General features: G+C 39.3%; 13 protein-coding genes. All 13 read left to right on the top strand.

Annotated elements, in window-relative coordinates:
- Window positions 1–3: 3 nt before the first annotated feature.
- The 13 genes from jag to G633_RS0104295 all read left to right on the top strand — a co-directional run bounded on the left by jag (window position 4) and on the right by G633_RS0104295 (window position 11,996).
- Window positions 4–777: an RNA-binding cell elongation regulator Jag/EloR gene (gene jag / locus G633_RS0104355; protein WP_026519180.1), complete on the top strand. Its 774-nt coding sequence runs from the start codon at window positions 4–6 to the stop codon at window positions 775–777.
- Between the two features lie 66 nt (window positions 778–843).
- Window positions 844–2,268: a tRNA uridine-5-carboxymethylaminomethyl(34) synthesis GTPase MnmE gene (mnmE, locus tag G633_RS0104350; RefSeq protein ID WP_026519179.1), complete on the top strand. Its 1,425-nt coding sequence runs from the start codon at window positions 844–846 to the stop codon at window positions 2,266–2,268.
- Between the two features lie 3 nt (window positions 2,269–2,271).
- Window positions 2,272–4,203 carry a tRNA uridine-5-carboxymethylaminomethyl(34) synthesis enzyme MnmG gene (gene mnmG / locus G633_RS0104345; RefSeq protein ID WP_022769281.1) on the top strand — a complete coding sequence of 644 codons (1,932 nt, stop codon included), beginning with the start codon at window positions 2,272–2,274 and terminating at the stop codon, window positions 4,201–4,203.
- Complete coding sequence (gene rsmG, locus G633_RS0104340; protein ID WP_022769280.1) at window positions 4,193–4,933, top strand: 16S rRNA (guanine(527)-N(7))-methyltransferase RsmG; 741 nt, start codon at window positions 4,193–4,195, stop codon at window positions 4,931–4,933. The genes mnmG and rsmG overlap by 11 nt, the downstream gene beginning before the upstream one ends.
- Window positions 4,934–5,199: 266 nt before the next feature.
- Window positions 5,200–5,967 (top strand): ParA family protein, encoded by a 768-nt coding sequence (locus G633_RS0104335; protein ID WP_022769279.1) that lies wholly within the window; start codon window positions 5,200–5,202, stop codon window positions 5,965–5,967.
- 21 nt (window positions 5,968–5,988) lie between these two features.
- Window positions 5,989–6,888 carry a ParB/RepB/Spo0J family partition protein gene (locus G633_RS0104330; RefSeq protein WP_022769277.1) on the top strand — a complete coding sequence of 300 codons (900 nt, stop codon included), beginning with the start codon at window positions 5,989–5,991 and terminating at the stop codon, window positions 6,886–6,888.
- A gap of 18 nt (window positions 6,889–6,906) precedes the next feature.
- The gene (locus tag G633_RS0104325) at window positions 6,907–7,431 is read left to right on the top strand and encodes a DUF4446 family protein (protein ID WP_022769276.1); all 525 of its coding nucleotides are present in this window, start codon (window positions 6,907–6,909) and stop codon (window positions 7,429–7,431) included.
- Between the two features lie 51 nt (window positions 7,432–7,482).
- Window positions 7,483–8,775 carry a serine--tRNA ligase gene (serS, locus tag G633_RS0104320; RefSeq protein ID WP_022769275.1) on the top strand — a complete coding sequence of 431 codons (1,293 nt, stop codon included), beginning with the start codon at window positions 7,483–7,485 and terminating at the stop codon, window positions 8,773–8,775.
- A 33-nt stretch (window positions 8,776–8,808) separates the two neighbouring features.
- On the top strand, window positions 8,809–9,693 hold the full coding sequence (locus tag G633_RS0104315; RefSeq protein ID WP_022769274.1) for a DUF3881 family protein: 885 nt from the start codon (window positions 8,809–8,811) through the stop codon (window positions 9,691–9,693).
- 22 nt (window positions 9,694–9,715) lie between these two features.
- Window positions 9,716–10,423: a purine-nucleoside phosphorylase gene (gene deoD, locus G633_RS0104310; protein ID WP_022764910.1), complete on the top strand. Its 708-nt coding sequence runs from the start codon at window positions 9,716–9,718 to the stop codon at window positions 10,421–10,423.
- A gap of 169 nt (window positions 10,424–10,592) precedes the next feature.
- A complete protein-coding gene (locus G633_RS0104305) occupies window positions 10,593–11,072 on the top strand; it encodes a hypothetical protein (protein WP_026519178.1) in 480 nt (159 codons plus the stop codon).
- On the top strand, window positions 11,044–11,304 hold the full coding sequence (locus G633_RS17355) for a helix-turn-helix transcriptional regulator (RefSeq protein WP_081664681.1): 261 nt from the start codon (window positions 11,044–11,046) through the stop codon (window positions 11,302–11,304). The genes G633_RS0104305 and G633_RS17355 overlap by 29 nt, the downstream gene beginning before the upstream one ends.
- Before the next feature lie 2 nt (window positions 11,305–11,306).
- Complete coding sequence (locus G633_RS0104295) at window positions 11,307–11,996, top strand: hypothetical protein (protein ID WP_026519177.1); 690 nt, start codon at window positions 11,307–11,309, stop codon at window positions 11,994–11,996.
- Window positions 11,997–12,018: the final 22 nt, after the last annotated feature.

Below are 12,018 nucleotides of genomic sequence, written 5' to 3'. Positions count from 1 at the left end.
ATAATGGAATATAGAGAGTTTACAGCAAAAAACCTTGATGATGCCATCACAGAAGCATGTGAGACATTAATGGTTACCAGCGACAGACTTGATTATGAAGTAGTATCAAGCGGATCTTCAGGATTTTTAGGAATCGCTGCAAAGCCTGCTGTTATCAATGCAAGGATCAAAGAAGAAGCTCCTGAAGTTGAGGAAGTAAAAGCAGAGCCTAAAAAAGAAGAGAAGCCCGAAGTAAAGAAAGAAGTTAAAAAGGAAGAAAAGAAGGAAGCTCCTAAGGAAGAAGTTAAGGCTGAGAAAAAAGCTTCTTCAAACATCAACGGTGATGAGCTTGTAGCAAAGGCTAACGCATTCCTTAAGGATGTGTTCGGAGCAATGAATATGGAAGTTAACTTAAACTCCAAATTCAATGACAAAGAGAACATCCTTGATGTAGAGCTTTCAGGAGATGAGATGGGAGTTCTCATCGGTAAGAGAGGACAGACTCTTGACTCACTCCAGTACCTGATTTCTCTTGTAGTTAACAGAGAGACAGAAGAGTACATTCATGTAAAAGTTGATACAGAGAATTATCGTGAAAGAAGAAAGGCTACTCTTGAGAACCTTGCAAAGAATATTTCTATAAAGGTTAAGAAAACAAGACAGTCAGTTGCTCTTGAGCCAATGAATCCTTATGAGAGAAGGATCATCCACTCAGCTCTTCAGAACGACAGATTTGTTACAACTCACAGTGAAGGTGATGAGCCATTCAGAAGAGTAGTTGTTACTTTAAAGAAATAATCTTTGGATGAAGATTAGATTGCCCCTCAAGCCTTGGTCTTGAGGGGTTTTATTTAGGGAAAAATTATGAGCAGTGTTTTAAACAACTTTAATGATGATACAATCTGCGCAATAGCAACTGCCATGTCCGATGCCGGAATTGGTATTATAAGAGTCAGTGGAAAAGAGGCTCTTACAATTTGTGATAAGATTTATGTTTCTCCAAAGAAGGAGCACACTCTTTTAACCCACAAACCAAATACCATAAAGTACGGATACATCTGCAATGATCAGGGAGATATTGTTGATGAAGTCATGATCTCTTTTATGAAAGGTCCTCACAGTTATACCAGAGAAGATGTAATTGAGATCAATTCCCATGGTGGAATGCTGGTGATGAATGAGATTCTGTCCTTGCTTCTGGCAAAGGGTTGCAGACTTGCCGAGCCCGGTGAGTTTACAAAAAGAGCTTTCCTCAGCGGAAGGATTGACCTTACCAAAGCAGAAGCAGTAATGGACATCATCGGAGCACAGAACAAATTTGCCCTGGACAGCTCCAGAAAACAGCTTCAGGGAAGTATCTACAAAGAAGTTAAGGCCCTAAGGGAAGACATTCTCTATCAGATGGCCTATATTGAATCTGCAATTGATGATCCCGAAAGCTACGATCTTACCGGATACTCTGACAAGCTGAAAGAAAAAGTGACTGCAATGTCAGAAAAAATAAGAAAGCTTTTAAAGACAGCCGATGAGGGTAAGATCAGAAAAGACGGAATTAAAACTGTTATCATTGGAAAACCAAACGCAGGTAAGTCATCTCTTTTAAATGCACTCTCCGGAAATGAAAGGGCGATCGTAACAGATATCGCCGGAACAACTAGAGATGTCATTGAAGAGACAGTAAGACTTGATGATATAATTCTTAATCTTATAGACACTGCAGGAATCAGAGACACAGAAGATCTCATTGAGAAGATCGGAGTTGATAAGGCAAAAGAAAAAGTTGAAGAAGCTGATCTTTGTCTTTATATAATTGATTCCACATCTGAGATTGATGATGAAGATAAGCAGATAAGCAGTCTCTGTGCGGATAAGAAAACCATTGTAATTCTTAATAAGAACGACCTGACTGGTGATATAAAAATATCAAAAGATATCCTTCCTATGCTGTTTTCAGGAAGTGATTCTGCAGATTTTCCTGTCATCACCACTTCATTATTGAATGGAGAGGGTATAGAGGAGCTAAAGCGCGCCATTACTGAGCTTTTCCTTGGTGGCGAGATCGCTCCAAAGCAGGAAATCTATATTACTAACTTAAGACATAAGGAGCTCCTTTCAAAAACTGTTGAAAGTCTTGCTCTTGTAATAGATAGTATTGAAAAAGATCTTTCGGAAGATTTTTATACCGTTGATCTGACAAACGCTTATGTATATCTTGGTGAAATAATAGGAGAAGAAATAGGTGACGACCTGGCAGAAGAAATCTTCTCCAAATTCTGTATGGGTAAATAATTTATGATCGAAGTAAGAGAGAAAATTGATGTAGCAATTATTGGAGCCGGTCACGCCGGTTGTGAAGCAGCACTTGCATGTGCAAGGCTCGGACTTGAGACCGTTATGTTTACAATGAGTGCTGACAATATTGCTTTTATGCCTTGTAATCCACATATCGGTGGATCATCAAAAGGACACCTTGTAAGAGAGATCGATGCTCTTGGCGGAGAGATGGGAAAGAACATTGATAAGACTTTCCTTCAGTCTAAGATGCTGAACACTTCAAAGGGTCCGGCTGTACATTCACTCAGATGTCAGGCTGATAAGATGGAATACTCCAAAGCCATGAGAAAAGTTTTGGAAGAGCAAGAGCATCTTTACATCAAACAGGCAGAAGTTACAGAACTTCTTTTCGAAGATACTGATGATGAGGATCTTAAGAAAGAAGGATACACAAAAGTAATAACCGGTGTAAAGATCTTTTCTGGAATTATCTATGAGGCCAAAGCTGTAATTATTTGTACCGGAACTTATCTTAAGAGCAGATGTCTTACCGGTGAAGCGATTACTTACAGTGGTCCTAATGGTCTTTTACCATCTAACTATTTATCTGATTCTCTGATTAAAGCAGGTATCGAGCTTAGGAGATTTAAAACAGGAACTCCTGCCAGAATGGATGGCAATTCGATTGACTATTCCAAGATGAGTGAGCAGTTTGGAGATACACCTGTTATTCCTTTCTCATTTGATACAGATCCTGCCGATGTGCAGAGACCTCAGGTTTCATGTTATCTCACATATACAAATGAAAAAACACATGAAATAATACGAAAAAACATAGATAGATCACCGATATATGCAGGTATCATTGAAGGTGTCGGCCCAAGGTATTGTCCGTCTATTGAAGATAAGGTTGTCAAGTTCCCTGACCATGACAGACATCATGTTTTTGTTGAGCCGGAAGGAACTTATACCAATGAAGTGTATATTGACGGAATGAGTTCTTCACTTCCTGAGGATGTTCAGATTGCAATGTATAGAACAGTTCCGGGTCTTGAGAATTGTAAGATTGTTAAGTCTGCTTATGCAATTGAGTATGATTGCCTTTGTCCCGGACAGCTTCATCCGACTCTGGAAATCAAAAATGTAAGAGGACTCTTTAGTGCCGGACAAGTTAACGGAAGTAGCGGATATGAAGAAGCTGCTGCTCAGGGACTTTATGCAGGAATAAATGCCTCGATGCAGATTCTCGGAAAAGAGTATCTGACAATCGACAGGTCTGAAGGATATATCGGAGTTCTTGTAGATGACCTTGTTACAAAAGAAAACTTTGAGCCATACAGAATGATGACTTCCCGTGCAGAGTACAGATTATTGCTCAGACAGGACAATGCTGATATTCGCCTCAGAGGAAAAGGTCATGAAGTAGGACTTATCAGCGATGAAAAATATGAAAAGCTTCTTAAGAAAGAAGAGATGATAAACGCTGAAGTCAAGAGATTGAAAGAGACAACAGTCGGAGCTAATGCAAGGATCCAGGAATTCATGGAGAAGTGTGGAAGCTCATCTCTTAAGACTGCAACATCTCTTGCTGAACTTATATGCAGACCGGAACTCAATTATGATCTGATCGCTGAAATAGACCCTGATAGAAAAGAGCTTCCGGCCGATGTAATTGAGCAGGTAGAAATTACCATCAGATATGAAGGATACATAGAAAGACAGCAGAGACAGGTTGATCAGTTCAGAAAGCTTGAAAAGAAATTGATACCTGCGGATATAAATTATGATGATGTATCCAGCTTAAGGTTAGAGGCCAGGCAAAAACTTGAAAAGTTCAGACCTACAAATATTGGTCAGGCTTCAAGAATCGGTGGAGTTAATCCTGCCGATGTTTCGGTGCTGATCATATACCTTGATTCACTTCATAGAGGAACAGAGAATGACAAATGATTACAGTCAGATGATAAAGGATTTTTCTTCCTTTGATATTGAACTTACAGATAAGCAGCTTAACCAGTTTGATAAGTATTACCAACTGCTTATCAAATGGAATGAGGTTATGAACCTTACAGCTATAACAGAGTTTAACGACGTATGTAAGTTACATTTTGTGGATAGTATTTCCGGATGTAAGTACTTCGATTTTTCAAAGAAGGATTATTCACTGGTAGATATTGGAACCGGAGCCGGCTTTCCGGGAATTCCACTCAAGATAGTTTTTCCTGATCTGCATATTACTCTTTTGGATTCTCTTAATAAGAGACTCAATTTCCTTAATGAAGTAATAGATCAGCTTGGACTTAATGAGAGAGGATCAATCGAGACTCTTCATGGTAGAGCAGAAGATTATTGTCTTGCTAAGGAAGGTTCACTGAGGGAGACTTTTGATATTGCTGTTTCCAGAGCGGTAGCTAATATGGCAACTCTATCTGAGTATTGTCTACCATATGTAAAGGTTGGTGGATCCTTCATTGCATACAAAAGTGAGAAAGCTCAGGAAGAACTTAAGAATGCAAAGGGAGCTATTCACTTACTTGGTGGTAAACTTGTTGCTGCGGAAGAATTTCTTTTACCGGACTCAGATGTTAGTAGGACAATATGTATTGTTGAGAAGAAGGAGAATACTTCTAAGAAATATCCAAGGAAGGCGGGAATACCTTCGAAACAGCCGTTGTCATAGATATAGTGGTTCGAAAAATAATGTTTCATGTGAAACATTACAATTATAAACAATTCAAACCCAAAAAATAGTTTCACATGAAACATTAAGGTACAAGATATAGAAATGTTTCATGTGAAACATTTATTTTATTGATTATTGTATAATTGGATAACACAATTTAAGCCACAACATATAGACATAGATAAAAAGTTTGGTTGGTGTGCTCAATAAATAAGAAATTGTGTTACAATCAATATAGCGTTTTTAAAAAAGGTGGAGGAATAATGGGAAGAGTTATAGCGATAGCGAACCAAAAAGGTGGTGTAGGAAAGACCACCACATCTATTAACTTGTCTGCTGCACTTGGTGAAGCAGGGAAAAAGGTCCTGGTAATCGATACTGATCCTCAGGGAAATACAACCAGTGGACTTGGTCTTGATGAAAACGAGATAGAGAATACTATCTACGAATTGCTCATAGGTGAGATTACAACAGATGAAGCTATTACTAAAGAGGTAGCTAAGAATGTTGATATCATACCTTCTAATGTAAATCTTGCAGCGGTTGAGATAGAACTTATCGATGCTGATGATAAGGAATTCATTCTTAGAAATGCAATCAGTAATGTTAAAGATAATTATGATTTTATTATCATAGATTGTCCGCCATCACTTAGTATGTTGACAGTCAATGCTATGACAACTGCCAACACAGTATTGGTTCCAATTCAGTGTGAGTATTATGCTCTTGAAGGACTTAGTCAGTTGCTTTACACAGTAAACCTTGTAAAGGAGAGACTTAATCCTGAGCTTGAGATGGAGGGCATTGTATTTACGATGTTTGACTCCAGAACAAATCTTTCTCTTCAGGTAGTTGAGAACGTTAAGGAACATATTGAGGAGAATGTCTACAAGACTATCATTCCAAGAAATATCAGACTTGCTGAAGCTCCCAGTTATGGTATGCCCATAAATCAGTATGAACCAAAGTCTGCCGGAGCAGAGGCATACAGACTTCTTGCAAAGGAAGTTATCAATAGAAAGTTTGACTAATATAGTGGTTGGAGGAATAACATGGCACCAAAGAATGCAAAAAGAGGACTTGGAAAGGGATTAGATGCAATGATCCCAGCCAAGGTAACTAATGCGAAAAAAGAAATACCGACTGAACAGCATATAGAAGGTCAGGTAGTAAAGTTAAACATTACAAAGATTGAACCAAACAGGAATCAGCCCAGAAAGACATTTGATGAAGATGCTCTTTTGGAACTGGCTGAATCAATCAAACAGTTTGGAATAATTAATCCTATTATTGTAACAGATAAAAAAGACCACTATGAAATAGTTGGTGGTGAGCGTCGTTGGAGAGCAGCAAGAAAAGCAGGACTTAAAGAAGTTCCGGTTATTATAAAAGATTTAACAGAGAATGAGATTGCTGAGATTGCTCTTATTGATAATATTCAGAGAGAAGACATCAATCCCATTGAAGAAGCGCTGGCATATAAAAAACTCATTGAGGACTTTGGATATACACAAGATGTAGTTGCTGAGAAAGTTTCAAAGAGCAGAGTAACAATTACCAATTCATTAAGACTATTAAAGCTTGGTGAAAAAGTAAGACAAATGGTAATTGATGGGCAGCTTTCAACCGGACATGCAAGAGCATTAATTCCTGTTGATGATCTTGATGAACAGTATCTACTGGCTCAGAAAGTTTTTGATGAGAAACTAAATGTTAGAGATACTGAGAAACTTGTAAAGAATCTTGGAAAGACAGCATCAAGGAAAAAGACTGCAACTAAGTCTAATCCAAGCATCGATGCAGTTTATGCAGAAGTTTCCGAGAAGTGCAAACAGGCACTTGGCACCAAGGTTGAAGTTACATCCAAGGGAGATGGTGTAGGACTTATACAGATTGAGTTCTACAACAATGATGACCTTGAGAAAATCATCGATAGAATCTGCAGAGAATAAAACTTATTTGGGGGAAATATGAACAGCAATATTTTTAATGCTATCGGGCTAGGCGCATTAGATCCGGGAATTCTTTTTCTGGTTTTGATCCTTCTGTTAATTGTTCTTATTGTACTGGTTGTTCTTCAGGGGAAGAAATTTAAAAAGCTGGAAAGAAAATACAATAAGTTCATGCAGGGAAAAGAAGCTGACTCATTAGAAGATGAGATCATAGGTCTTTTCCATGATAACAGACTTATAAGAAGTGAGAACGAAAAGAACCGAAAAGATATTATTGATATCAACAGAAGAATGGCAAGAACCTTCCAAAAGGTTGGACTTCATAAGTATGATGCATTCAATCAAAGTGGTGGTAAGCTCAGCTTTGCACTTTGCCTTTTGGATGAGAGCGACAACGGAGTGCTTCTTAACTCAGTTCACAGCACAGACGGATTAAACTATTCTTATTCAAAAGATATAAAAGCCGGAATCGCTGACGTGGAACTTAGCGGTGAAGAAAAGAAAGCTCTTGATATGGCACTTGAAAGTGTTAACAGAAGATAAGATTTATAAAATATAATTGCATAAAATATATTTAAGTGGAGGAGATCAAAAATGATCGACATTAAATTTTTAAGAGAGAATCCTGACGTAGTTAGGGAGAACATCAAGAAGAAATTCCAGGATGAGAAGCTTCCTCTTGTTGATGAGGTTATTGCACTTGACGAGCAGAGAAGAATCAATCAGCAGGAAGCAGATGAGATAAGAGCTCACAGAAACAAGATCTCAAAAGAGATCGGTGGACTTATGGCTCAGGGCAAGAAGGACGAAGCTATGGCACTCAAAGATGAAGTTGCCAAGGAAGCTAAGCGTCTTGAAGAGCTTGAGGCTAAGCAGAAAGAGCTCGATGAGCAGGTAACAAATAAGATGATGATCATTCCTCAGATTATCGATGAGTCAGTTCCTATCGGTAAGGATGATTCACAGAACGTTGAGATCCAGAAGTATGGTGATCCTGTTGTTCCTGATTTTGAGATTCCATACCACACTGATATTATGGAGAGCTTTAACGGAATCGATCTTGATGCTGCAAGAAGAGTTGCAGGAAATGGTTTCTACTATCTCATGGGTGACATCGCAAGACTTCACTCAGCAGTCATCAGCTATGCGAGAGACTTCATGATCGACAGAGGTTTCACTTACTGTGTTCCTCCTTTCATGATCCATGGAAATGTTGTTGCAGGTGTTATGAGCTTCCCTGAGATGGAGGCCATGATGTATAAGATTGAAGGTGAGGATCTTTACCTCATCGGAACCAGTGAGCATTCAATGATCGGTAAGTTCATCGATCAGATTGTTCCTGAAGATCAGATGCCTATGGCTCTTACCAGCTATTCACCTTGCTTTAGAAAAGAGAAAGGTGCACACGGTATCGAGGAGAGAGGTGTTTACAGAATCCACCAGTTCGAGAAGCAGGAGATGGTAGTTATCTGTAAGCCTGAGGATTCAAAGACATGGTATGACAAGCTTTGGCAGAACACAGTTGATCTGTTCAGATCACTTGATATTCCTGTCAGAACTCTTGAGTGCTGTTCAGGAGACCTTGCAGATCTTAAGTGCAAGAGCTGCGACGTAGAAGCATGGTCACCAAGACAGAAGAAGTACTTCGAGGTTGGAAGCTGCTCAAATCTTGGCGATGCTCAGGCAAGAAGACTTCGTATCAGAATCAAGGGCAAGGATGGAAATTATCTTGCTCATACACTTAACAATACAGTTGTTGCTCCTCCAAGAATGCTCATCGCATTCCTTGAGAACAACCTTCAGGCTGACGGAACAGTTAAGATTCCTGAGGTTCTTCGTCCTTACATGGGTGGCAAAGAAGTTCTTGTTCCAAATGCTAAGGCATGAGACTAATGTAGTCGGAAATGAGGTAAATTCTTTTTGCACAAGTTTTTAAGAGCTGTTGGCTTTTCAAAAATTAAAGATAGAAAAGAACTGACTGCGCTTATCACGAGTTCTATTCAGAATGCTCAGAAGAGGTCCTATGTGACCAACAATGAGAACGTGATCCTGGCGGAGTTTGCCAGGGACTTTGCTGACAGGATCGGAGTAGCAGTATGCGGTGAATTTGATGATGAAGATAAGTTCATCTACGAGTACTACTACCCGTACCTTATCCCATCTGCTGTAAGTACCGAAGAAGATATCAATATTGAGAGACATGCAGCCACATATTCTTACGCAGGAGTCTGCAATGAACCAAGGCTTGGCGTGACACTTATTTTCTATCTTCAGAACATGGTTCCTTACATCAAGTATGAGAACGAAAACAAGTTTCCAATCAAGGGAACTACGCTTTCTCTTTCAGCTCTTTCAATCAAGGGTCAGATCATGATGCCGATTGCAAAGACCGAAGAAGAGAAAGAGGTCGCAAAGAAAAAACTAAACTACAGAAATAAACTTATAAACAATGCAAGACGAGGGGACGAAACAGCCATTGAGTCCCTGACTCTTGATGACATGGATCTTTACACGACCCTTTCCAAGAAGATCAGGAAGCAGGATATCTACAGCCTGGTTGATACTTACTTTATGCCCTATGGTGTTGAGTGCGATCAGTATTCTGTTTTGGGAGAGGTTGTTGATAGCCAGAAGGTCATCAATCGTTTCACTGATGAAGCTGTCTACATTATGAGGATCCTTTGCAACGAGATTGAGTTTGACGTGTGCATCAACGAGGCAGACCTTCTCGGAGAGCCGGCTGTAGGCAGAAGATTTAAAGGAAATATCTGGATGCAGGGAATGATAAACTATCCGGATAATTAAAAAAGAAAAAAAGGAGGTAGTTATGGCAACACCACACAATCAAGCAGAAAAAGGCGATTTCGCCAAGACCGTTCTTATGCCCGGGGATCCACTCAGGGCGAAATTTATTGCAGAGAACTTCCTTACAGATATTAAGTGCGTAAATGAAGTAAGAGGAATGCTGGGCTTTACCGGTAAGTACGAGGGAAAAGAGGTGTCTGTAATGGGACACGGAATGGGAATTCCTTCAATCGGTATCTATACCTATGAGCTCTTTAACTTCTACGATGTTGACAACATCATCAGAGTCGGCAGCGCAGGCGGACTTCAGGACGATGTAAATGTTATGGATATCATCTTTGCTCAGGGAGCACACACAGATTCCAATTACGGATTCCAGTTCGGACTTCCGGGAACATTCGCTCCTACATGCAGCTACAACATTCTTGAGAAGGCAGTTGCTATCGCTAAGGAGAAAGGCGTTAAGTATCACGTAGGTGATGTTCTTTCTTCAGATGCATTCTACAAGAAGTGCAACGAGAGTGAGCTCTACAGAAATATGGGCGCTCTTGCAGTAGAGATGGAGACACCTGCTCTTTACATGAACGCAGCAGAAGCTAAGAAGAATGCTCTTACAATCCTTACATGTTCTGATCACCTCTTCAAGACAGAAGAGCTCACAGCAAAAGAGCGTGAGACCGGATTTACAGATATGATGGAGATTGCTCTTAAGACTGCAATTCAGCTTTGATCTGGCAAATATGGATTTATAAACATGAAGAAGTCCTGACCTTTGGTCAAGGACTTCTTTTTATATTACGGACAAAAAAGGTACTATATATTTCTTTACGTGTATATGATAACGTCATATTACGAACATCTGTTACAATTAATGTGAAGAATAATAAAGGAGTATGTCAATGAAAAAGAATATACGTATCGTTTTACTTGGAGAGCTTGTACTTTTCCTTGTAGTATTTTTTATCAGTACCCTCGGAACAGACTTTGGTTTTTCCGCTGTAGCATGGTTTCTTGATGTGCCTTCGCTGATTCTTGTTTTACTTATTCTGATTCCCGGCCTCATTATCATGGGGGAGTGGAAAGATTTTTTGAAGTCATTCTCAGTAGGGATAAAAGATTACAGACTTCTTGAACTTAAAAATATTATAGAAGCAGTAGGAGCTGCTCAGAAACTTACTATTTTTGGAGCTCTTTTTGCAATCATAACCTCAGCAATAATCCTTATGGGACATTTATCTGAACCTGAGACCTTTGGACCAAGCCTTGCTGTCTGCTTCCTGTCAGGTTTTTATGCAGTTATAATCGAGTTTTTCCTTCTGCCGCTTAAGTTAAATGCCGAGCGTAAGATGAATGAAGAGATGGACATGGAAGATGAATGATTCCGGAATTACTAAGGAGCAGTATCTTAATATAGCTCGTGAATTCGGATTTACGAAAAGAGAGCTTGAACTCGGATACCTTAAAGTGTCGGGGTTTTCAAATCATAGAATTGCTTATATGCTCGGAATTTCTGAACAGACGGTAAAGAATCATTTCACTCACATTTATGAAAAGGCATGGGTTCCCGGAAGAAAGGAATTCCAGGAGCTGTTTACACAGGATGGAAAGTGATCATGAAGAAATCAGTTAAAAGAGCTATCATAATAATCTTAATTGTAAATGTCATCCTGATAGCTGCTGCTATTTGCGGAAAAATACTGAGCAGATTTGTTTACGAAGACCATCTTGATGAGACTTTGATCACAGTTGATGATACCGAGATAACTTTAAGAGAGTTTGGTTATTACATATATGAGATAGAAGAGTTTGTCCAGAACCAGGCTCTTTTGTATGACCCTGAGAATCCAAAGCACTGGTGGAATACCCACTTTTCAGCCGGCATGGATTCTCAGTTTGTTTGCGATTACGCCAAGAAAGTGGCAGTAAACACTTGTATATCTGATGAGATTTATTATAAAAGAGCTCTTTTAGAAGGAGTCGTATTAAGTAGCGCAGAAGAAAAACAGGCAATGGTCGAAGCAAAGATGATCCTAAGTAGTATGACTAGGGATCAGCTTGCAAGGACAGGGCTGGATGAAAGCATTCTTACAAATATGAGGATAAAACAAGCTCTTGCAAATAAGTACTCCGATAATCTTGCAAAAACTCAGAGCTTTGTTGGATACACCGATGAGCCGGAAAAACTGGTCAACTGGGACGGAGCGTATTATCAGGAAAAGATATTGTCTGAACATACAGTAAAGACCAATGATAAGGTTCTGAATAGAATAACGCTTGGAAAAATAACAGTGAATTATGAGTAATTCTATTTGAATGTGTTAGAAT

The organism is Butyrivibrio sp. FCS006, assembly GCF_000424525.1.
Lineage (GTDB): Bacteria > Bacillota > Clostridia > Lachnospirales > Lachnospiraceae > Butyrivibrio.
Note: the sequence above shows the minus strand (reverse complement) of the source record. Positions and strands in the feature narration are given on the sequence as shown.

What these genes read in the sequence shown, in the direction of transcription:
- jag (WP_026519180.1), top strand. Translation starts at nt 4, where the DNA reads ATGGAATATAGAGAGTTTACAGCAAAAAACCTTGATGATGCCATCACA.
- mnmE (WP_026519179.1), top strand. Translation starts at nt 844, where the DNA reads ATGAGCAGTGTTTTAAACAACTTTAATGATGATACAATCTGCGCAATA.
- mnmG (WP_022769281.1), top strand. Translation starts at nt 2,272, where the DNA reads ATGATCGAAGTAAGAGAGAAAATTGATGTAGCAATTATTGGAGCCGGT.
- rsmG (WP_022769280.1), top strand. Translation starts at nt 4,193, where the DNA reads ATGACAAATGATTACAGTCAGATGATAAAGGATTTTTCTTCCTTTGAT.
- G633_RS0104335 (WP_022769279.1), top strand. Translation starts at nt 5,200, where the DNA reads ATGGGAAGAGTTATAGCGATAGCGAACCAAAAAGGTGGTGTAGGAAAG.
- G633_RS0104330 (WP_022769277.1), top strand. Translation starts at nt 5,989, where the DNA reads ATGGCACCAAAGAATGCAAAAAGAGGACTTGGAAAGGGATTAGATGCA.
- G633_RS0104325 (WP_022769276.1), top strand. Translation starts at nt 6,907, where the DNA reads ATGAACAGCAATATTTTTAATGCTATCGGGCTAGGCGCATTAGATCCG.
- serS (WP_022769275.1), top strand. Translation starts at nt 7,483, where the DNA reads ATGATCGACATTAAATTTTTAAGAGAGAATCCTGACGTAGTTAGGGAG.
- deoD (WP_022764910.1), top strand. Translation starts at nt 9,716, where the DNA reads ATGGCAACACCACACAATCAAGCAGAAAAAGGCGATTTCGCCAAGACC.
- G633_RS0104305 (WP_026519178.1), top strand. Translation starts at nt 10,593, where the DNA reads ATGAAAAAGAATATACGTATCGTTTTACTTGGAGAGCTTGTACTTTTC.
- G633_RS17355 (WP_081664681.1), top strand. Translation starts at nt 11,044, where the DNA reads ATGAAGAGATGGACATGGAAGATGAATGATTCCGGAATTACTAAGGAG.
- G633_RS0104295 (WP_026519177.1), top strand. Translation starts at nt 11,307, where the DNA reads ATGAAGAAATCAGTTAAAAGAGCTATCATAATAATCTTAATTGTAAAT.